Annotated in this window: 16 protein-coding genes and 1 pseudogene; 10 read left to right on the forward strand and 7 right to left on the reverse strand. The window is 37.7% G+C overall.

From position 1 onward, the window contains the following. The first annotated feature begins 142 nt into the window (after positions 1-142). Entirely contained in the window at positions 143-1,342 is a 1,200-nt protein-coding gene (locus SB775_RS12160; protein ID WP_410861743.1) for a C40 family peptidase, read from the forward strand. Between the two features lie 350 nt (positions 1,343-1,692). On the opposite strand, the gene SB775_RS12165 is transcribed toward SB775_RS12160, so the two are convergent. Further along, positions 1,693-2,529 (reverse strand): RMD1 family protein, encoded by an 837-nt coding sequence (locus SB775_RS12165; protein WP_410861744.1) that lies wholly within the window; start codon positions 2,527-2,529, stop codon positions 1,693-1,695. A 934-nt stretch (positions 2,530-3,463) separates the two neighbouring features. Between SB775_RS12165 and SB775_RS12170 the strand changes: the two genes are divergently transcribed. The 5 genes from SB775_RS12170 to SB775_RS12190 all read left to right on the forward strand — a co-directional run bounded on the left by SB775_RS12170 (position 3,464) and on the right by SB775_RS12190 (position 8,483). After that, on the forward strand, positions 3,464-4,807 hold the full coding sequence (locus SB775_RS12170; RefSeq protein WP_410861745.1) for a 2-hydroxycarboxylate transporter family protein: 1,344 nt from the start codon (positions 3,464-3,466) through the stop codon (positions 4,805-4,807). 633 nt (positions 4,808-5,440) lie between these two features. After that, the gene (locus SB775_RS12175) at positions 5,441-5,632 is read left to right on the forward strand and encodes a YolD-like family protein (RefSeq protein ID WP_089363446.1); all 192 of its coding nucleotides are present in this window, start codon (positions 5,441-5,443) and stop codon (positions 5,630-5,632) included. Positions 5,633-6,049: 417 nt separating this feature from the next. Further along, the gene (locus SB775_RS12180; RefSeq protein ID WP_410861746.1) at positions 6,050-6,181 is read left to right on the forward strand and encodes a hypothetical protein; all 132 of its coding nucleotides are present in this window, start codon (positions 6,050-6,052) and stop codon (positions 6,179-6,181) included. Then, positions 6,178-7,779, forward strand: coding sequence for a DcuS/MalK family sensor histidine kinase (gene dcuS, locus SB775_RS12185; protein WP_410861747.1), 1,602 nt, complete (start codon positions 6,178-6,180; stop codon positions 7,777-7,779). The genes SB775_RS12180 and dcuS overlap by 4 nt, the downstream gene beginning before the upstream one ends. After that, positions 7,776-8,483 carry a response regulator gene (locus SB775_RS12190; protein WP_089363443.1) on the forward strand — a complete coding sequence of 236 codons (708 nt, stop codon included), beginning with the start codon at positions 7,776-7,778 and terminating at the stop codon, positions 8,481-8,483. The genes dcuS and SB775_RS12190 overlap by 4 nt, the downstream gene beginning before the upstream one ends. Positions 8,484-9,403: 920 nt before the next feature. Here SB775_RS12190 and SB775_RS12195 read toward each other — a convergent pair. After that, entirely contained in the window at positions 9,404-10,837 is a 1,434-nt protein-coding gene (locus tag SB775_RS12195) for a DHA2 family efflux MFS transporter permease subunit (protein WP_410861795.1), read from the reverse strand. A 290-nt stretch (positions 10,838-11,127) separates the two neighbouring features. On the opposite strand from SB775_RS12195, the gene SB775_RS12200 reads away from it, so the two are divergent. Then, positions 11,128-11,724: a TetR/AcrR family transcriptional regulator gene (locus SB775_RS12200; protein WP_410861748.1), complete on the forward strand. Its 597-nt coding sequence runs from the start codon at positions 11,128-11,130 to the stop codon at positions 11,722-11,724. Positions 11,725-12,024: 300 nt separating this feature from the next. On the opposite strand, the gene SB775_RS12205 is transcribed toward SB775_RS12200, so the two are convergent. The 4 genes and pseudogenes from SB775_RS12205 to SB775_RS12220 all read right to left on the reverse strand — a co-directional run bounded on the left by SB775_RS12205 (position 12,025) and on the right by SB775_RS12220 (position 16,826). Continuing rightward, positions 12,025-13,389 carry a TrkH family potassium uptake protein gene (locus SB775_RS12205; RefSeq protein ID WP_089363442.1) on the reverse strand — a complete coding sequence of 455 codons (1,365 nt, stop codon included), beginning with the start codon at positions 13,387-13,389 and terminating at the stop codon, positions 12,025-12,027. 148 nt (positions 13,390-13,537) lie between these two features. Further along, positions 13,538-14,230: pseudogene (locus SB775_RS12210) on the reverse strand (potassium channel family protein); the annotation flags it as partial. 185 nt (positions 14,231-14,415) lie between these two features. Then, positions 14,416-15,597, reverse strand: a complete 1,182-nt coding sequence (locus tag SB775_RS12215; protein ID WP_410861749.1) for a cation:proton antiporter — start codon at positions 15,595-15,597, stop codon at positions 14,416-14,418. Between the two features lie 1,061 nt (positions 15,598-16,658). Then, positions 16,659-16,826, reverse strand: coding sequence for a hypothetical protein (locus SB775_RS12220; protein WP_155727332.1), 168 nt, complete (start codon positions 16,824-16,826; stop codon positions 16,659-16,661). Between the two features lie 278 nt (positions 16,827-17,104). On the opposite strand from SB775_RS12220, the gene SB775_RS12225 reads away from it, so the two are divergent. Beyond that, a complete protein-coding gene (locus tag SB775_RS12225; RefSeq protein WP_125163385.1) occupies positions 17,105-17,485 on the forward strand; it encodes a winged helix-turn-helix transcriptional regulator in 381 nt (126 codons plus the stop codon). A gap of 30 nt (positions 17,486-17,515) precedes the next feature. Here the strand turns inward: SB775_RS12225 and SB775_RS12230 are convergent, their stop codons facing one another. After that, positions 17,516-18,586 carry an SDR family oxidoreductase gene (locus tag SB775_RS12230; protein WP_410861750.1) on the reverse strand — a complete coding sequence of 357 codons (1,071 nt, stop codon included), beginning with the start codon at positions 18,584-18,586 and terminating at the stop codon, positions 17,516-17,518. Positions 18,587-20,011: 1,425 nt separating this feature from the next. Here SB775_RS12230 and SB775_RS12235 point away from each other — a divergent pair. Then, on the forward strand, positions 20,012-20,635 hold the full coding sequence (locus SB775_RS12235; RefSeq protein ID WP_410861751.1) for a fumarylacetoacetate hydrolase family protein: 624 nt from the start codon (positions 20,012-20,014) through the stop codon (positions 20,633-20,635). A gap of 474 nt (positions 20,636-21,109) precedes the next feature. Then, complete coding sequence (locus SB775_RS12240) at positions 21,110-21,694, forward strand: NAD(P)H-dependent oxidoreductase (protein ID WP_318684140.1); 585 nt, start codon at positions 21,110-21,112, stop codon at positions 21,692-21,694. The last annotated feature ends 66 nt before the right edge of the window (positions 21,695-21,760 follow it).

Here is a 21,760-nt window from a genome sequence, read left to right on the forward strand (position 1 = left end):
TTAATAGTATTTTTGTGTTAAAGTAGTACATGGAATATTTATTATTGCAGAATTTTATAATTTCATTAAGAAGGAAGAAAATCTGCATGATTGTATGACTCTATTTTTAAAAGATATTTTTGGTTATAAGGAAGGGATTAAAATGGGGAAAAAATTATTAGGTAGTATGTTGCTTTTATTGCTGGGGATGGTTGGTTTTACTTTTTTACCTGGCTTAAAAGTTGAAGCGGCAGAGCAAGTGCACACCGTATCCTCCCAGGAAACGGTTGAATCGATTGCAGCGAATTATGATATATCGGCAGAGCAATTAATGAAGACGAATGGTTTACCGGATGGTACGTTATATGTGGGCCAGAAGTTAATCATTCAGACGGTTTATACTCCTTCCATCTATCAATGGACAGAGAGAGGGAAACAAATTGGGAATTATGCAAAAACTTTTATAGGATTTAAAAAAGCGGCTGAAGAAGAGACACCGATAAATGGGTTCGATTCTAGCGGGTTGATTTATTGGGTACTCTCCCGACAACAGGTGCCCATCGACCGTTTGTCAGTTGAAGGCTATTATAAGCAAGGAATGGTTACAGATACTCCTAAGGCTGGAGATGTTATATTTTTTCTGGAAAAGGAAAGCTCAAAAATCGTGACGGCTGGGATCTATCTGGGGGGGAATCAGTTTGTTAATTCTGGATATGGAGCAGAGACAGTTCAGGTGAGATCTATCACAGAAGAATATTTTGCACAATTCCAAGCCGAGTTTAAAACGTTTACACCTAAGGGAGAGCATGTCGTTAAAAATAATGAAACCCTTAAAAGCATTTCGGAAAATTACGGTGTATCTGTGGAAACAATCAAAAAGCGTAACGCTTTACCAACTGATAGTTTGATGCAGGGGCAGTATCTTCAAATATACAGCAGTCCCTTGTATCCATTTTATGCAAATCAAAAGGCTTCCTATGATAAAGCTCTTGATGTCATAAAGTATGCATATACTCTACGTGGATTTCCTTATGTTTTTGGTGAATACGACCCGATTATTGGAATGGATTGCAGCGGATTTATCTATTGGGTCATGAAGGAGCAGGGAATTTCCGTTAAACGAAGTTCGGCAGCGGACTACTATTCCTTGCTGCGGAAACTCAAAAATCCAGAGGCAGGGGACTTAGTATTTTTTAAAGAGTCAGATTTAAGTAAAGAGATAACCCACGTAGGTATTTATCTAGGGGATGGTCTCTTTATACATACAACAAAAAATACTGGCGTTCATATTTCTGATCTTACTTCAAGTTATTTTGAACAGAAGTTCGAAAGTTTTGGGCAAGTCCAAAACAATATGGACTAAGATAAAACGAGAGAATTAAGACTGCTTGGATTTTCTATTAATAGTTTCCCTTTAAGATACAATGGTATCTTAAGGGGATTTTTGGCTTAAAAAGGGCTAAAGGTTGAGGAATATACAAATGAAAAAATGAGCTGTCAAGATGAATCGGAAATGAATACATTGAGGATGCAAAATGTCTACTGCTTTTTAGTTCCGCAGGAAACAGGTTGACGGAGCAACCCTCTTATTGAAGTAGTTTTTCATTTCGTTCTTATTTGTCACAAATAATACCTGTTTTCGGATACCCAAATCTATTATGGAAATTTGGTTTCCCTACTTCTTCAAAGTTTCTATGCCACTTAAATCAGGATTCATGGAATCCATCCTACAATTTCTAAAATCGTCAAGATAATCTCAAAGACAATGAGAATGACAATGATCCATTCAACGAATAGCCCCCTTATCGAATGGCTGATGTTAGAAAACCCATCCATAATGTTATATAAAATTTCTGTTTTACTTTTCAAGATTTTATACCGATCATTCAATTCAAAAAAATTCAGCATCCTGTCATAAAATTCGCCCGCAACGCTGCTTGTCCATGTAATATCAGGTTTATCCAGAATCATGATATACGCAAGGGTATTATACTCGTGACGTACGATTTTTGCCGTCGTCCTCGCTAGTTCCTTGTTGCCGATTCTTAGCTTGCCTTTTTCCAGTCGGTCTATCATGGTTTCGAGCTTGTCATGGATTTTTCCGAGCTGTTCCTCAGTTTTTTCGAGTGCCACCGATTTTGCGAGAACAGTGGAAATTAATTCAGGGTAGAAAAATTCATATTTAGGCACCGCTACATATTCGTCGGTCAGCTTGATGTTATCAGTTTCTCTAATGTGAAGGCTGTAATCGTCCGTATATCGATCTACATGGACGAGATCAATATCAGGCTCGAACGATTGGATATAGGTTGAAAACTCTTTTATCTCATCAGCGTGTGAGGAATTAATGAAGACAATGCTGCCAAAGGAAAAAACCAGCACCTGTTGCGATTCATTCATCTTTTTATTAAGGATGGAATTTAGAATATCACCTTTGAGGATTAAAGGCTCTTCCCAGGTGAATTTTTTAGGAATGCCGCAATGAATGGCGATTTTGTTCAAATCAATTTCATTAGTGATTGCAAATGCTTTAAAGGTAATTGGTTTCATTTATATCACTCTCTTCGGCAAATTGGTCTTCATCTGAATTTATTCCATTCCTTACAAAAACATGCTTGAAGAATTCTTGAAGGTTGTTTTTCTTACAGCTAAACCAGCTAATAGTTTTTCGATGAAAAACTTAAAAAATTTCATGCTATGCTAAATTAGTGCATGCCTTCCACTGAACTATGTTTGGAAAGTTTCGTTCTATTATTTTGGCTGTTTTCACATACTTTGTTGCTATTTACCAGGTAGTGAGTTGTGGTTGATTTCCCCTCCAGATGCTCGCTTTCCTTGGTGCGGGCGGTGAGCCTCCTCGGCGTAAACGCCTGTGGGGTCTCACCTGTCCCGCTGCTCCCGCAGGAGTCTCGCACTTCCGCTCCAATCAGCCTTAAATAGTTTCGTTTTAAAAACAACAATCTTTACGAAAAGAGCCATTATTTTTTATCCAAGAATGCTTGAACCTGACTTTCACCTTTTACCAAATCCAGACCAATGACTGGATTCTTCGCTATCTCCTCCTTAAAATTCAATTAACCGGTCATCCTTATGGTTAAATGAATTTTGAAGAAATGCTGTTAGTTTGTCGAGTTACTTCTCCCGCGTCTTCTTTACTTGTTCCCTTAACGATGATGAAAACGTAATACTTTAGAAGAATTCTCATTTAACTTAATACATCATCTTAAAATTGATTGATTTACAATATGGGCAATTACAATAAATTGCCCGTTTTCAAGTTAAGCTAAATGGAACATAATGATTTTTTTTATTCTTTTCCGTTTCCTCAACAATACTGAATTCGTAATCATCTATTGTAAGTGGATTTGCTTACTTTTTTTAATTAAAAAACGCTTACAAAAGTTACATAAGCTATAAAGTTTTTTGAAAATCACTTAAATTAAGGATAGCAAATAATAGGAGTCAAATAACAGGAGGTTAAAAAATGAAATCAGCAATGAAAATGAAACCGCTTCCTTATATTGAAGAAAAAGGAGATAACCAAAGCTTTTTATCCAAACTTAAAGAGGTGAAAGTAGGCGTTATTCCGCTACCTCTTTATATAGCCTTGGCGCTTATTATTTATGGTGCATCAGTATATAATCAGCTCCCGCCTGATATGATTGGTGGTTTTGCCGTTATCATGGTTATGGGAATTTTACTTGGGGATATAGGGTTGAAAATTCCTATAGTGAAAGATATTGGTGGTCCGGCGATTTTAGCGCTCTTAATCCCGTCTATTATGGTATTTTATAATTTGGTTAATCCGGCTGCAATGGAAGCGGTAACAACCTTGATGAAAACATCTAACTTCCTTTACCTTTATATATCTTGTTTAGTTGCAGGCAGTATTCTTGGTATGAACCGTCAAGTATTATTACAAGGATTTACGCGTATGTTTGTTCCACTCGTGGTAGGTACGCTTGTTGCTGTTGCAACGGGAGTTTTAGTAGGTTCAATGTTAGGATATGATCTAAAACATACATTCTTCTTTATTGTTGTACCAATTATTGGCGGAGGAATTGGAGAAGGAATCTTACCGCTTTCCCTGGCATATTCTCAAATTTTAGGTGCATCTGCTGAAACATTTGTATCCCAAATGATTCCGGCCGCTGTCATTGGAAATATCATAGCGATTATTTGTGCCGGTTTACTGAAACGTTTAGGGGAGAAAAAACCGGAACTTACTGGTAATGGTGTATTAGTGAAAACGAAAGGTGGCGACGGGATCACCCAAGAAACAAATATTAATAAACCAGTTGATTTTTCACTAATGGGTGCCGGATTATTGATTGCCTGCGGTTTCTTCATCTTCGGAAGCCTAGCGCATAAATTTCTTGGCATTCCAGGTCCTGTACTCATGATTGTAGCTGCAACACTTGTCAAATGTTTGAAAGTGATGCCTGCAAAAATGGAACAGGGCGCCTATCATTTATACAAATTTATTTCCACAAGTTTAACATGGCCTCTAATGGTTGGGTTAGGTATGCTCTATATCCCATTAGAAGATGTAGTCAAAATTATAACTCCAGCTTATGTTTTAGTTTGTTCTGTAGTTGTTATAACGATGGTAGGGACTGGGTATGTTGTTGGGAAATTTATGAATATGTATCCAGTTGATTCAGCGATTGTAACAGGCTGTCACAGCGGTTTAGGAGGAACAGGCGATGTAGCCATTTTATCCGCTTCCAACCGTATGTCATTAATGCCGTTTGCACAAGTTTCAACAAGACTTGGTGGTGCTGCCACTGTTATATTAGCAACACTCTTAATGAAATTATTAAGTTAAAAACTATAATAAAATAGTGTGAACGGATGATAAACTAAGTTTTTTAAGTCAAATGCGCCGATACTATATTGTTAAAATAACTCATTTTTGCCATAGCCAATCCGGTTCCGGAATAATGCCTTTAGAGGCAACAAAAGCGGGAGCACTTGTAGCAGGAACCGGACACTCGGGTTTCCCAAATCAAATCAATAATGTCCGCGCATTCCCTTGCATTTTGGTGGTACCTTTGACGTTCATGGGAAAACAATCAATGAGGATATGAAGCTTGTAGTTTATGCAATTGCTGGATTGAATTTCAGGACCTTTACGAGGAATATGTGATTCCAGATCTTTTTAATCGCCGAGTAGGAGCATATGTTACAGCAGCTGTTGCAAACGTCCAATGGAAACCGGTGTTTCACAAAACATTTCAATTGGACATTGAATGCCATTAAACAGGAGTGGACTTAGTATATCCAAGCCAAATTTGTTTAAATGGAAGTTGTTCAAAAATCGATGTAAGCGTTCCCTAATTTCTGATATAAAAAGTAAAAAGACTTATAAAGCGGATGCCCGTCCCTCCACCTTTTCTAGCTAGTCAATCATTATAGAATATTTTTTCATACAAACCACTAGTAAGAAAGGAGAGAGTAAATGTTCTTAAAAGAATTATCAAAAAATTGCTTAATGACCATTACCTATTATCAAAATGAATCGTTACAAAAATGCAAGGGCCGTATTTGTAATCTTGATTTACATCAACAAACCCTGTCTTTAAAAGTGGAACAGCAAAAGGTTTTGACCATTCGTTTATCCGGTATTAAGGAAATTCATGAATCGCTTTAATTCTGGTTCGAATTTTAAAGCTTGGAAATGATATTGTTTGATTCTTTTAGAATCATTAACTAAGCAACCAACTCAATAATCCTCAAATGGTAAAAAGGGGATTGAAAAAGTCGATTTAAAGTAAAAGGAGGCAAATCATCTGCCGTATGTAGATGATTCGCCTCTTTTTATTTATAGGCTCTTTTCGTAAAGACTGTTGTTATTAAAACGAAACTATTTAAAGTTGATTGGAGCGGAAGTTCGAGACTACTGCGGGAGCACCGCCGCCCCGCGGAAAGCGAGCATCTGGAGGGGAAATCAACCACAACTCACTACCTGGTAAATAGCAACAAAGTATGTGAAAACAGTCTAGTTATAAGACTTATAAATCTTTAGGTTTTACCACTTTTGTATTATTTTGCTGGTGGGTATACTAATATGATTGAAGCTATAGGCCAATTAGGTATGGCTAACAAAAAAATATTCAGGATTATGAAAATGCTGGTAAATGACAGCTTGCAAAGGGATACAGTGCCATGGGTTCCAAGAGAGTGGGGAGAGAAATTATGAAAGGAAGAAAATGGAGCCTACAAGCGACAATAACGATATTGGTTTGTAGTGTAGTAGCTCTTTCATTGCTCGTGACTGATTTACTAATCAGTAGAACAATAGCGGCGAGCATAGAAAAGGATCAGGAAGAAAAAGCAACCAATGTGGCGCGTATGGTAGCACATTCACAACTTGTAACGGAAACTTTGGGTAAGCAAGAAAAGGAAAGTTCTATTCAAGAGTTTGCAGAGGAAACCCGCCGTCTTACTAATGTACAATTTGTTGTGGTGATGGATATGAATAAAATTCGTAAGTCGCATCCCGATCCTGCCAAGATAGGAAAGCAATTCGTCGGCGGGGATGAGACGATTGCCTTACATGGAAAAGAACATATTTCTGTATCAAAGGGCACTTTAGGGACATCCCTTCGTTCCTTTACACCAATTTTCGACCGTAAGGGTAAGCAGCTAGGTGTTGTAGCGGTAGGTATTTCCTTAAATGACGTTCAAAAAGCAGTAAGTCAAGGTCGAAAAAATACCTATACGGGAACCTTATTTGGAATAGCAGCGGGTATTTTAGGTGCTATACTATTGGCAAGGTATGTCAGGAGAATTCTTTTTGGTCTGGAGCCCTTTGCTATAGCTAAGTTATTTCAAGAGCGAGATGCTATCTTGCAATCAGTAAGGGAGGGAATTATAGCCGTTGACCAGGAGTCCCGGATTACACTGGTAAACAAAACGGCTTTACGTTTATTCAATAAGGCAGGGTTAACTCAAGACCCGTTGGGAATGAAACTGGAAGAATACTTGTCGAACTCAAGACTGTGCCGGATATTGGAGACCGGGAAAACAGAGTTAGACGAAGAGATGGTTTTAAACGGTATCACTTTGGTGGTAAACCGTGTGCCGACTTTTTTAAATGACAAGATAGTGGGAGCTGTTTCGACATTCCGTGATAAAACAGAAATTCAACAACTGGCTGAACAATTGACTGGGGTACGTTCGTATGCAGAGGCGCTCCGTGCTCAATCTCATGAGTTTATGAATAAGCTGCATGTTATTTTAGGAATGTCACATATGGGTTATCATGATCAAATGACAAATTATATAAAGGAATTGGTAAATCATCGAAACAATGAAATTGATGCTATAACCAGAAATATAAAAGATCCTGTCCTGGCAGGATTTCTGATAGGAAAATTAAGTCATGCTCGTGAAGCCGATGCGGAGTTAAATATAACGAGCGAACGTCAAGTGCCTGAGCCGCTTAATTCTTATATGTCCCACGAGCTAATTACAATATTGGGGAATTTAATCGACAATGCTCTAGAATCACTAACAAGCTGTCCGCGTAAGCAAATAGAAGTGCATTTTGATTACGGAGAGGATATCTTAACAATCGAAGTAAAGGACACCGGAGTCGGGATGGAAAAGGGAACGCAAGATTATATGTTCGATAAAGGATTTTCTACTAAGGGAAAAGAAAGGGGATTAGGACTTTTTTTAGTCAGTCAAAGCCTGGAAAGGCTTGGTGGAGATTTAGAAATCTCCTCTAAGCCATCTCAAGGAACGAGATTTGTTGTTTATATACCATATGATTGCAAGGGTGATACAGAATGATACGTGTGCTCATCGTAGAGGACGATCCGATGGTAGCGGAGTTTAACAAACGCTACCTGGAGCAAGTAGAAGGATTTCAGCTAGTGTCTGTTGTTTCTTCTGTAAATGAAGCTTTAAACCTATTGGAGAAACAGACAATCGATTTAATTTTACTAGATATTTTTATACCTGGGATGAATGGATTGGATTTGTTGTTGCTTATAAGGGAAACAGGGATGAAAGCAGATGTAATTTTTATTACAGCTGCTTCGGATATGAATAGGATTCAAACAGCACTGCGGTACGGAGCAGTTGATTACTTAATTAAGCCCTTTGAATTTGACCGATTTAATGAAGCTTTATCAGCCTATCGAGAGAAATTCATGTTTATGAAAAATCAGCATGTATTAAGTCAAAAGGAGTTAGATCGGCAAATCCTTCACAAGAATCCAAGAGTAATGGCAGAAGAACTGCCGAAAGGATTGACACAAGGTACGTTACAAATAATATGGGAAACAGCACAAAGCATGGGTGGGTCTCCGTTTTCAACTGAAGAGATCGCAGGCCGTGTCGGCATCTCAAGGGTATCGGTAAGAAAGTATTTAAAATTTTTGAGTGACATGGATGCTCTTTATGTTCAAGTTCATTATGGAACCATAGGGAGACCGATTTACCAATATAAGTATAATGAAGCAAAAGAAAATATAATTAAAAAATTCCTGTAAGCGGTCAATATTGGCCGCTTACTTTTTTTAGTTAACATTGGGATATTTTGATATAATAGGGTACCAAATGGACTCATTTAATATACGGGAATCAGGGGTTAAGAATCGGTGGACCGTGAAAGACAGAATAACCGAATCCAAAAGGTGCTTGAAGGTGCAAATATCAAATTAGGGCTCTGTCGTAGCATTGCAAGGTCAGTATCATCGAGGACAGATTAACTCATGACTTCGAGCAGATGGTTTTGAACCTGTTAATATTGACTTTATTCTTTTGTGAGATAGATGTATTCGGTGGGAGCCTTGTTAAATATTAGTTTATGATATATGCGTCTATGTTCCTCTAACAGGTACGTTCGCATGATAAGATCGGCCATAACAAGCGAAGCTATGACACTACATGGAGTACTAGGGCTGCTGGTTAATTAGTAGCGGAGAAAAAATAATGAATTCAGGTAGTTGGTCTGGACGTGGATTTAGAACCTCATAAGATTAGAGGAAATCAGTTTTTAGACCTTCGGAATTTGACAAGACAACAGGAAATCGTAACAAATATGTATGTGGAAGCTAAACTTCCGTTTCATCCCACTTAAGATCAAGTGTTTCTTTTAATATGGAAAGTTTTTGGCGATCTATATTCAAGGGCTTCTTTATTGATATAAAACACTTTTTTATTTCATACTATTCCTCCTTCAAAATTGATACATATTCATAAATAATCATGCTTATAGCAAATAAACTTTTCTATTCAATATACAGGGAAACAACTATAGACATGATGTCTGCTCAGTTATAGATGATTAAATCACATAGCTAATCCCATACTACCAATGAATATTTAGAACAGATTCACTACAAGCATGATCACTAATAAATTGTTCGGAATTCTTTATTTTTCATTCAGTGATTTACATTACGCTTTCTTAAGTCTCTTTGATCATAACTTTTTGTATTTTAGCACCAGAATCTTCCTCAGAGACTTGCCCCACACGTTTTATAAAAAACGAAAGAATTAATCCAATTAGTCCAATTCCGATAATTACAACATAAGCATCATTAATGCCCTGAATGGTGGCTTCTGTTATCATTTGTTTTTGACTTGCCATATTTCCGCCAGTGGACATCATTTCCTTAAAATGTGTTTCGGTGCGGTTCGTCATTACTGTTACAAGAAGGGAAGTACCAACTGCGCCTGCTACTTGCCTAATGGTATTGGATATTGCTGTACCATGAGCAGTCAAGCTTGAAGGCAATTGATTTAAACCTGCTGTTTGAATAGGCATAAGCATCAGCGCCATTCCAATTCGACGGCCCGTAGACATGAGAACTAAATAGGTATAGCTAGTTGAATCTGTCAAATCAATAAATCCGATAGTTGTAATAATCGTAATTATTAACCCAATTATGGACAGCCATTTTGCACCATATCGATCAAACAGCCTACCTGTAATAGGCATTAAGAATCCCATCACAAGCGCACCGGGGAGAAGTAACAATCCGGATTCTAAAGCTGTGTAGCCGCGTGCACTTTGCAAGTACAGTGGAAGCAACATCATATCTGCATACATAACCATGGTAACCGCAATGTTGATAATGGTTGTAAGGGAGAACATATTGTACTTGAAGGCCCGCAGATCCAACAAGGGATTCTGAGAAGTTAACTGCCTCCGGGTAAAAAGTCCAAGTGCTGAGACTCCTACGGCAATAGATACAAGCACTTCACTGCTGGACCAGCCTACACTGCCGGCTCGGCTGAAGCCATATAACAGAGTACCAAACCCTATAGTAGAAAGGATTACACTTATAATGTCCATCTTGGTGATAACTTGTTCCGAGACGTTCTTCAGGTAAATAAAGCCGAAGATAATCACCAAAAGGGTAAACGGAATCATGCCGTAGAACATTAATTCCCATTCATAGTTTTCCAGGATATATCCTGCTAGAGTAGGACCGATGGCAGGCGCAAAAATGATCGCAAAGCCTACCATTCCCATGGCTGCACCTCTTTTATTGGGAGGATAGATTGTGAAAATGACATTCGTAAGTAGTGGCATAATGATGCCAGCTCCCGCTGCCTGAATCATGCGCCCAGTCAAAAGAACCGGAAAGGTTGTTGCTACAGCAGATACGATCGTACCTGCAAGAAAGATTAGCATCGAAGCTAGAAAAAGCTGGCGGGTGGTGAACCTTCGCATGAAATACGCTGTGATAGGAATTAGAATACCATTCACTAGCAAATAGCCAGTTGTCAGCCATTGTGCAGTTGCCGCCGAAATATTAAAATCAACCATTAGTTCTGGGGTTGCAACGCTCATGATTGTCTGATTTAGCGTGGCTAGAAAAGCCCCCAAAATCATAATGAACAAGATAGGTCCTTTTTTAATCGACCTACTAGTTGTATTGATACCTTTACTCAACCTACAAACTTCCTTTCTATTTCTCACTAGATTTATTTTACAATGTGTAAGATAATTAACACTGCATAAAACAGATTATAGTTAGGAATTCCCGTTCTTACAATTTACAATAAAATGCAAAATGTAAATTAGTTTACACTAAACCTAATTGTGTTGTTTATTTGAGGAATATAGTACATTACCTAAAGAAATTGTATATTTTAATACCAAGGAGAAAGGAAAGTAAAATGATGGATAATTACAAGGGTCATACAGATCCCCGAATTCTTCGTACGCGGCTTTTAATAAAAGAGGCTTTTATTGATTTGCTGCAGGAAATGGATATTGAGAGAATGTCTGTTAGCCGCATAGCGGAGCGCGCTACAATTAGCCGTGTTACGTTTTACCTCCATTATCGGGATATACCCGATATGTTAGAAAAAATGGCTGATGATATGATTGAAGATATTCAGCCCGCTGTGAACAGTCAGCCTGTGAACGAGGGTACTGCCGACGATACGGATTTTGTAATGCTGGTGCGGATGCTTGATCATATTGCTAAACATGCTAAATTTTATAAAGTGATATTAGGTTCGAAGAGGGTACCTATCTTCACTGAACGCTTGTTAAATATGCTAACTGAAATAATAACTGCAAGGTTAGATGTTTTGGGAAATGATTCTTACTTTTATAAAGCAGGAATTCAAAAGGATATAGCAATTTGGCACGGATCTTCAGCATTGATAGGCACTATCGTTTCTTGGCTGCGAAACGACATGCCGTATACACCGCATTTTCTCGCAAAACAGCACTTCTTGCTCTACCATTTTCAAGATAAAAATTCTTAATTCGTTATAATTAGAATTCCTGGTATCTGTGGTAAAGACTGTTGGCAAAAGGGGTGCTATCTTCGTGTTAAACCAAAGTTGATTGAAATTAGACTCCTGCGGGGAAACCGTGTACAAGCGAGACCCCGTAGGCGTAAAGGGCACCGAGGGCGGATGGCCCGCCCGAAAGCGAGTGCCTGTAATGGAAATCAACGTTCAAATTTTACAAAACCTCAAAAAAACTGTAGACAAACTCAATTATTTATCGAGTTTGTCTACAGTCTGAAAAGAGCATATGTATATCCTCTTTTTACTTAACATTTATCCAATTAAGATTTTTTCTTCTGCATAACGAATTTTTGATTTATCATTTGAATGAATGGCAATTGCAAACGCCATAGTCAGAGGTCCAATCCTGCCCACCAACATCATAATTGTAATCAAAATACGTCCGATAGGGCTTAGGTCCCCAGTAAATCCAGCACTTAATCCAACTGTTCCAAAAGCAGAGACCGTTTCAAATACTATCTTGGACATGTCAGCCCCTTTTTCTGTTATAGTTAGTAAAAACAAAATAATAAAAATAAATATTACCCCAGAAACAGCAATTGATAAAGCTCTAAACACCTGAGATTTTGGTATTCTTCGTTTAAAAATGCTTATATCTTCCTTATTGGTTATGACTGCCCATAGGGCAAAAAGTAACAAAGCAAAAGTCGTTACTTTTATTCCGCCACCTGTTGACCCTGAAGCTGCCCCTATAAACATTAATCCCATCATAAATACTTGAGAACTTAATGTAAGTTGGCTTATATCGACTGTATTGAAGCCAGCAGTACGGGGTACAACTCCTTGAAAATAAGCAGCCCACCATTTATCCACTATATCCAATGTTCCTAATGTAGCAGAATTATTGAATTCTAAGCCAAAAATGATAATAGTACTCACCACATTTAACAGTAAGGTAAATAATAACGTAATTTTGGTGTGTAAGGATAATCTTTTTATTTTTAATTTTTTCTGTTCATATATATCCGTAATTACAAAAAATCCGATTCCCCCAAGCATAAACAACATAGTAATAGTAAGATTTATAGTTGGGTCGCCTACCCACTTACTCAAGCTATCAGGTTCTAAGCCAAACCCTGCGTTGTTAAAAGCCGAGATAGAATGAAATATTCCATAATAAACGGATTTTCCCCAACTCATTTCCTGTGACCAGCGAATGGCGAGAGCAACAGCACCTATGGTTTCAATAATTAACGTAATGATAATAATTCGTTGAACTAGTTTGATTACCCCTTGAACGGAAAACGTGTTCAAAGACTCTTGAAGCAATAATCTTTGTTTCAAGCCAATCCTTTTCCCTATGATAATAAACATCAGTATACTGCTGGTCATAAATCCCCAGCCACCCAATTGAATTAGAATGAGCAAAACGATCTGTCCAAACAATGTAAACGTGGTACCAGTGTCCACAACTCCTAATCCCGTTACACATACAGCAGAAGTAGATTCAAAAAGGGCGTCAATTAAACTGAGATGATGCCTGTCCCTAGTAGCCGCAGGTATCATTAATAAACACGTTCCAATAAAAATTAACCCTGAAAAACCAAACAATAGAATATGTGCTGGGTGAAGTTTAATAATGTTAAACCTACGGTGTTTTTTACTTGAATGTAGCATAGTTATCTCCTTTTTCTTAGGAATTATATCGTCCATCCTATCTTATATCTTGGTACTTGAACTTTAGGTTAAGTAAAGATCATAATAGAAAGAAAATATAACCCTTTAAGCCCACTGACAACATCTTAATGTGTTCAGCATGACACTGTTATTCTTCACCTGAAAATCTGGCTAGTTCCTCTTTGTCCCCGATCACCACTAATAAATCTCTTTTATGAATAATCTGATCTGGAGATGGGGAAATGATAATATCTCCTCCTCTTACGATGGCAATGGCACTGATATTATATTTAGCACGAATATCAAGTTCCCGCAGACTTTTTTCAGCCATTCTTGAAGGGATTAATATTTCTTCTATATTGTATTTTTTTGACAGTTCAATATAGTTCAATAAATTTGGTGATAAGAGCTGATTTGCAACACGCTCTCCCATATCTCTTTCAGGATAGATGATCCAATCTGCCCCTACTTTGTCCAAAACCTGTCCATGTTGCTTACCTATAGCTTTCGCGATTACTTTTTTTACACCCAGCTCCTTTAGAAGCAAAACGGTTAAAATACTGGACTGCATATCACTCCCAATTGCTACGATTACACAATCAAAATTCCGAATTCCGACTTCTTTAAGTGTTTGCTCTTCCGTGGTATCCGCCACGACTGCATGAGTTACGTAAGGCCCAGCATCTTCTACTCGTTCTTCATTAACATCAATTCCTAAAACATCATGTCCAGCCTCTTGTAATCGTCGAGCAACACTAGTACCAAATCTTCCTAAACCAACAACTCCATATTGTTGTCTTCCCATTTTTATCTCACTCCTGATATCTTTGATTATCCAATCATTATTTTTCCTTTCGGCCGATGGATAGTATCCGGTTTATGCCTCATAGTTATTTCAAATGCAACTGTTAAAGATCTAATTCGCCCTGCATATATCTTGAAAATAAAGAGTACACCACTAATAGGAGATATTCTGGAGTTCTTCCCATGGATAAGTAACTGAAGTTTAGACGTTTATTATATATCCTATTTCACGCCGACAAAAGCGACTAATTTTTTGAGTGTCGTTCCCTGAACTAATAGAGAAAATACAACATTACTAAACGTCATCGCTAAAAGCAGCTCCCGCCCTTCAAACTCCGGTGTAACACTTAATATAAGAGCAATAGAAAGCGAACCTTTTAATCCTCCCCAGGCAATTACATGCTTCCAGGAAGTTGGGATGTTTTCATCAAAAGCAAGACTGATATACACGGCAGCAAATCGAGCCAGGAGTACGATTAAAATACTCCCAATAATTAACCATCCTTTATCTAAAAAATTAATGCTACTGACTTCTAACCCTACCAATAAGAAAATCAGTGCATTTGAGAGGAAGGCAACAATTCCCCAAAAGGAATTCATTTTCTCATGTGTCAGGTCAGACATTCCGATATTTTTCCCATAGGTCCCGAGGATTAAACCTGCTGTCACGACTGAGATCACACCTGAAACATGAAAATGTTCCCCAAGATCAAATGCACCATAAAAGAGAACCAGGGATAGACCGATTTCGATCAAATAATTGTCGATTTTGGACGTAATATGGGAAGCGATAAATCCGCCTATTCCACCGATAACGATACCTCCACTAACTACTTTTATGAACTCAATGGAAGCCTCAAAAGTACCTGCTAGACTTAAAACAGTGGTCACAAGTGCAATTTTAAATAACACAACGGCTACTCCATCATTCGCTAAACTTTCTCCTTCGACAATAATGGATAACCGTTTATTCAAACCTAGAGCCTTGAAAATACTAAGGACGGAAACAGGATCAGTGGCAGCCATCAATGCTCCAAAGGTTAGTGCCTGTTGTAGAGAAAGGTTCAGTAAAAAGTACATTAGAAAAGAAACGATTAAAAACGTCAAGAATGTTCCTACAAATGAAAGTAATAGGATAGGTTTCTTACTCCGGTTTAGTTCCATAATCGGAAGTTTAAGTGCTGCATCTCCTAATAGAGCTGATAAAAAGATTAAAATGACTGTAGTTTGGAATACAGTGTCAGTTGCAGCATAACTCTTGATATCAGCCAAGCCGGGAATAGGTAAAATCCCTATTAACAACCCAACAATAACAAGAAATGTAGGGTACGGTTGTTTCATTTTTTCTGCGATAAAAACAATCCCTACCGCGATGGCCAGTAAAATGATCCAGTATGTAATCATCCTTATTCTCCCTTTTAAATGCATGTTACATCGAGTAACGGCTCATTTGGCGTTTTGCTGTTAATTTGGAATTTTTTCTATGATTGGGTTTGATTTTTTTTAACGCTGGAGGTGTGAGAGGGTTAGTTCCCAATCATGGGAATTGCTCTACCGTTTATCAGTTTAGGAATATTTTGACTTTTCCGTAATGAAAATCAATTTAATAGAAAAAATTAATTAAAGAACAGAAACTCATCTGAAACTGAAAGGCCCCAACGCATGTTTAGGAAGTTTCAAAAGTGTTAAAACAACCTAACTGTAACTGGTTTGATATGTAAGAAAGGTGTGACTAGTTGGAAACTGATGAGAGGCAAAGAACTACTGTTTAATTACAATAAAATAGGAGTGTTCATATGATTCGTACTTTTACGGTAATGAACAATTTTAAATTAATAAATATTATACCCTTACGACGTTTAGCTGATTCGGATAATAAATGGTGTTGGGTAGATTTGATACACTTACTGAAGAAGAAGCATTGCTGTTAAATAATCATTTTAACCTCCATCCATTAGTACTTTCTTTATGCCTATCGGGACAGTTTAGTTTAAGATGGGTTATTATAACTAAAAATCAGAATAATCAATGGAATCATCTTGAAGCTTTTTTGATGTTCTCTAATATACCTTGAAGAGCCAGGGGGAGTACCATCATGAATAGTGATGTAACAAATAAAAAAGAATTAGACAAAGTCTTACATTGCTCCATGGATGTACCTCCCTTATTCAAGGTACCAATAAAAAGGAAAGCAAATACAAGGTAGTCCCGATAACACCATTTTCATCGTTTTTTTGGCTACTTGACGTTTACAGGCACAAAACGCAAAAAATCCGCGATGTAATAACTGGAATGCTTCAAGTCTATGACTATGTTAAAAACATTAAGAGACCCTATTTATTCCATCCGGGAGCCCAGAACTATTGAAAGCACTATAGCATATTTCACTAATCCAACTTCTTTAATCTCATCAAGTGAATCTTTTCATTTTGATGCAGCAAGAACGTTACTTTATGTAGATGGAGCTAGAACCAAGATTGTTGAACTTCTTGAAGTTGTTGTTGAGCTTTTTCAAGCTGTTGCTGTGCTTGTTGGAATTGTTGTGAATTCTCATTAGCTTGAGCAGATTGTACAGCCTGTTGGGCTTTTTGAGCTGCATTTATAGCTTGCTGATATTGTTGTTTTTGTGTCAATTTAAAAGTCTCCTTCATTATTTTTACTAAAGGGTTATCCTTCAACTTTTTTTATTGTGCATAAAAATTTTGATATTATACATGTACAGGGCTTCATTTGAAGGGGCGCTTTTTTCTAAGATTTCTACAGATAAAATTACTCTTTATTCGTTTTGGGGTGTTTTAATTTTATCTTGATGACGATACGGTTGAGACCCTAATAAGGGAGCAGTTACATTGAATTTGCTATCGAAAATGAGAGGTATAAAAAAATTAGGAAAAGGGAGTCGAGGCGTGTAATGAAGGAACCTGAAAAGATCTACAACACTGCGGTAGAGGCAACTTTGGAGGTGATTGGAGGAAAGTGGAAACCTGTGATTCTCTTTCATCTAACATTTGGCAAGAAACGTAACAGCGAATTGAAAAGCTTGATACCCGCAATTACTCAAAAAATGTTAACGCAGCAACTTCGGGAGCTTAATGAGGAAGGCGTCATCTTACGCATTTCTTATAATCAGGTTCCACCAAAAGTCGAGTATGAGTTGACGGAATATGGCTGGAGTCTAAAGGAAATCCTGCATCTGATGTGTAGGTGGGGGGATTCGCATATTGAGAGAAAGTATGGGGGGAGGGCTACCGTTCGGGCCAATCCACAGCTTGAAGATGTATATGACATTTAAGTAGCCGACCTAATAAGGTCGGCTTTTCGTTTATGGGATGACTTTGCGTTTGCGGAAGTCGTCGAAGATGTTCATAAACATCACTTCGGTATCGACGTATTCGTGAAAACCTAAGCGACGGGCCTTAGTTCCATCGGCGAAGAAATCGTAATCCCAAGAGAACACGAAATCACCGAATCCCCAGGAAGATACTTCTTTATAGGAGTGCTGAGTAAGCCCATGTTTCTCGACCATTTTGCTCCAAAGCTGCTCCTTGTCCGCCATGACAACGTCCAGTGTCATCTGCAGCGGAGGCGCCGTCTCCAATCCGAAGTAGTTAGCGATTTTCGGCCATAATTCATTCCAGCGGAACAGATCGCCATTCGTGATGTTGAATGCCTGATTGGCACAACGCTCTTCGGTCGCCGCCCATACTGTTGCCTTCGCGAGAAGTCCCGCATCTGTCATCTCCAAGAGGCTGTCGTAAGCACCCGGCTTGCCCGGAAACCGCAGCGGAAGTCCAAGCTCTTTCGAAATTGAGGCATAGATCGCAATAACCATAGCGATGTTCATCGGATTTCCAAGCGAAAAGCCACAGACAACAGAAGGGCGGAGCGCTGACCAAGTCCAAGCCTTACCTTTTTGACTTTGTTCTAAGAAATCTTGCTGATCAATATTGAACTCGGGCGGCATATGGTTAGCGTCTGTCTCACGTGCTGGGGTCTTGAACGGGCCGAGATGTGCACCATATACCTTGTATCCCTGCATCAAACTGACATGTTTCAAGCCCGCCGCGATTGGTTCGATCGCTTCTACAACATTTACTAGCATGGCGAGGTTGGGCGCAACAAGTTCAGCCCAAGTTGGACGCTCCTGATAGGCGGCATAAAAGATGTGTGTTATCTCAGTTAAACCACTTAACTTCTTGCGGGTGTCGTCTATATTGAGGAGATCTGCAGCTACATACCGGACACTGCCGACAGACTCTCCGCCCCGACGCGATACGCCAATAACTTCCCAATCAGGAAGAGTAATAAGGTAATCAATGAGGTTACGACCAATGACACCATTTGCGCCTACGACCAAGGCGACTTTGCGTGTTGATTGAGATTCATTATTCATAGTGTTACATCTCCTTCTGTACTGTGCTTTGTTCACTGTTATTTTGCATCAAGGAACCACACTTGAGAAGTACGCACTTTGAAGTGCCATAAGCACTTTTTTGTAATCCAGCAGTACTCTTAAGACAAATATATGGTGTTAAAAACTGTGCCCTTTGAAATAAAGGCACAATGTTTGTGCTGGTGAGATATAAGTTGAAAGAGATGAACAATCAAAAGTTTCATTGGAGTCCATCTAGGAAGTGATGAGAGAGGAGCACAAATGAATATCCCTGGACAGTAAGTAAAATAAAAATCGAAACTTTGAAAATAAATCAAATTTCATTTGTACAATTCTCGAATCTTGTTTAATCTTTTAGGGTTATTTCTTGTGGAACCTTTAAATAATTTATACTTAGTCTTCAGAAAATAGAAAGCTCTTAAGCTGAAATTGATTTTACATAAGCTTAGCTTGATGTGCATGGGGTACCGCCGGCATTTCGGAAATTTTGTACGCTAAGAAAATTTTCAACATAATCAAGTCGATTTCCTGTACTTACAAACATTATGTCGGCTAACAGTATGAAAGAAGTGGATAAACGGATTATTGGGGATATACTTAAATACATAAAACTCGAACAAGGAATGCCCAAATTGACTGAGAAGAAGGAACTAATAAATTATAATCACCTACTTTAATCATAGCAGGGAATAAAGATATTTTTTTTCCTGAAAGCAGGTTAAATAAAATGGCAAAAGAAATCATATATAATTAATCGCATTTAAAACCTTTTGATATGGGGCATTTTCCTTCTGAAAATTAACGATGAGATTAAGGAATTTCTAAAAAATAATTATTAAATTTCTATGTAAATTCTTTATATTTTATGCAACTAACGGGAGCGTTTGCATTATAAGGTCAACCAGTAAAGTTACTGGTTGACCTTTTTTAATAGAATCCATTATATCAGTAGCTAGGGTAGGACGTACGGGCGGGACGTAAATCTCGTATAACAAGCGAAGCTATGACACTACATGAAGGGTCAGGGGTAGTGGTTGGTGGAAAAGCTGACTGTAGCCAAGTCGGAGGGAATGCTTCACAAAAAAAGAAATCGTAGTTGTTAAACAAGAGGAAATAACAATTTCTTAAGACTTTGAGCAGGCTTCCCCCTATGGGGAGTCTGCTTCATTTTAAATATATGCATCGCTTCTACTTAGAAACCATGGCCTTTACTTTTTGAAAGAATATAAATCCTACATCGTCGAACATACTTAATAGAACGAATTATGTTATTCAATTTGGTCTTCTTTAATAGTTAGGACGGTTGTATAAAAAGTCAGAAAAATATAAAATATATTTAAGATTATTAGAGTATGTTCCTGTTACTATCGTATCATTACATTTTTTAGCATGAAATTACATTTAAAGAAAAGAGTGAGTTTAATAATGAAAGACATTAAAAATATCTATTGTGTAGGTCGAAACTATGCTTTACATGCAAAAGAATTAAATAATGAAATACCAACTTCCCCTTTTTTATTTTCAAAACCAACTCATTCGCTTGCAGAAGCAAATGGCCAGTTAATTACGTTGCCAAGTAATCAGGGTTCCATTCACTATGAAACAGAACTTGTCATACATATCGCAAAGCAGTTCCAAACAGGAATGAAAGTAGATGAAATAGTTGATGCTATGGCCATTGGGTTGGATTTAACACTTAGAGATGTTCAAGCACAGTTAAAGCAAAAACAGCATCCTTGGCTTTTGGCTAAAGGATTTAAAAATTCAGCTGTTGTTAGTGACTTTATTCCATTTCAGGGTGTCAAAGCATGTGAACAATTAGATTTTTCTCTTTTAAAAAATGGAGAGCGTGTACAAGTCGGAAATATTAAAGACTTACTTTTTGATTTGCAAACGATAATCGAGTTTACAGCAGAGCATTTTGGGCTTGGAAAAGGAGATATTATTTTTACCGGAACTCCAAGTGGCGTCGGTCCTCTTTCAGATCAAGACAAGCTTTCACTAAACTGGGGAGGAAATGAAATTGGATCCTGTTCAGTCACACTATAACCATAAAGGAGAGCAGTCATTTTTGACTGTTTTTTTATTAAGTCCCCAGATGTCATTGTAACTAAATGGCAGGAGAGAGTAGCTAATAAAGAGGTAATATCAGTACTCGGAAAACTAAATAAGGGAGCAAATGATGTAGAAAACCATTGGCTTTATTGGTAATAATTCTAATTTAGTATTGATGAATATTATTCACGTGATGGTATTCTAGTTCTAACTTCATTGGTCTGTTGTAATGATATTTCCTGTATACAAAAAATATCTGAATCAGCTACCGTTGAATAGTACATAAATCCTCTTTTTTTCATAAAGGATGCCTTTTACATTCCACGAACTCCATTTCCTTTGTTGGGATTGATAATTTGTGACTATGTTATAAGAAAATGACTACTTTAAAAAAATGTCTAACACTATAATATTAGGTAAAGCCTAATAATCTAATGAAAATTATAAAATAATTGGAGGATATTTGAAATGAAGCACCTAGTTGTTTATGCACATCCAAACCCTGAAAGCTTAAATCACTCTATTTTGGAAACAGCAGTTCATGCATTAAAGAAAAACGGTCATGAAGTTGTTGTCCGTGATTTATATGCACTTGATTTTCAACCTGTACTGAAACCAGAAGATACAGCAGCTATGAAAGCAGGAAATACTCCAAATGATATTAAAACGGAACAAGAATTTATTACGGATGCAGATGTTATAACATTTATTTACCCTATATGGTGGACTGGTCTTCCAGCGATTCTTAAAGGGTATGTAGACCGAGTATTTGCATTTGGGTTTGCTTATTCTGCTGGAGAAGAAGGTGTAATTAAGTTATTAAAAGGTAAAAAGGGGTTTATTATCAATACACATGGAGCGCCTAACGAGGTTTACGATAAGGTGGGTATGACAGCAGGCTTGAAAGTTACCTCCGACATTGGGATATTCGATTTCACTGGAATCGAACCTGTGGAACATTTACTATTCGGAAGTATTGGTTACCTTGATGAAGACTCATATAAAGGTATGTTAAAGAAAGTTGAAGATACAATTAATTCCCATTTCTCATAATCATATCCAAATGTTGAAAAAGTCTGCTCATTACTGGGGAGTCTTGAAAGGTTTTGATTCAACCAC

This window comes from Peribacillus sp. SIMBA_075, from assembly GCF_046534585.1.

Bases quoted from the DNA above. Each gene is read 5' to 3' on its own strand.
- SB775_RS12160 (WP_410861743.1), top strand. From the start codon at position 143: ATGGGGAAAAAATTATTAGGTAGTATGTTGCTTTTATTGCTGGGGATG.
- SB775_RS12165 (WP_410861744.1), bottom strand. From the start codon at position 2,529: ATGAAACCAATTACCTTTAAAGCATTTGCAATCACTAATGAAATTGAT.
- SB775_RS12170 (WP_410861745.1), top strand. From the start codon at position 3,464: ATGAAATCAGCAATGAAAATGAAACCGCTTCCTTATATTGAAGAAAAA.
- SB775_RS12175 (WP_089363446.1), top strand. From the start codon at position 5,441: ATGTTCTTAAAAGAATTATCAAAAAATTGCTTAATGACCATTACCTAT.
- SB775_RS12180 (WP_410861746.1), top strand. From the start codon at position 6,050: ATGATTGAAGCTATAGGCCAATTAGGTATGGCTAACAAAAAAATATTC.
- dcuS (WP_410861747.1), top strand. From the start codon at position 6,178: ATGAAAGGAAGAAAATGGAGCCTACAAGCGACAATAACGATATTGGTT.
- SB775_RS12190 (WP_089363443.1), top strand. From the start codon at position 7,776: ATGATACGTGTGCTCATCGTAGAGGACGATCCGATGGTAGCGGAGTTT.
- SB775_RS12195 (WP_410861795.1), bottom strand. From the start codon at position 10,837: ATGATTTTGGGGGCTTTTCTAGCCACGCTAAATCAGACAATCATGAGC.
- SB775_RS12200 (WP_410861748.1), top strand. From the start codon at position 11,128: ATGGATAATTACAAGGGTCATACAGATCCCCGAATTCTTCGTACGCGG.
- SB775_RS12205 (WP_089363442.1), bottom strand. From the start codon at position 13,389: ATGCTACATTCAAGTAAAAAACACCGTAGGTTTAACATTATTAAACTT.
- SB775_RS12215 (WP_410861749.1), bottom strand. From the start codon at position 15,597: ATGATTACATACTGGATCATTTTACTGGCCATCGCGGTAGGGATTGTT.
- SB775_RS12225 (WP_125163385.1), top strand. From the start codon at position 17,105: ATGAAGGAACCTGAAAAGATCTACAACACTGCGGTAGAGGCAACTTTG.
- SB775_RS12230 (WP_410861750.1), bottom strand. From the start codon at position 18,586: ATGAATAATGAATCTCAATCAACACGCAAAGTCGCCTTGGTCGTAGGC.
- SB775_RS12235 (WP_410861751.1), top strand. From the start codon at position 20,012: ATGAAAGACATTAAAAATATCTATTGTGTAGGTCGAAACTATGCTTTA.
- SB775_RS12240 (WP_318684140.1), top strand. From the start codon at position 21,110: ATGAAGCACCTAGTTGTTTATGCACATCCAAACCCTGAAAGCTTAAAT.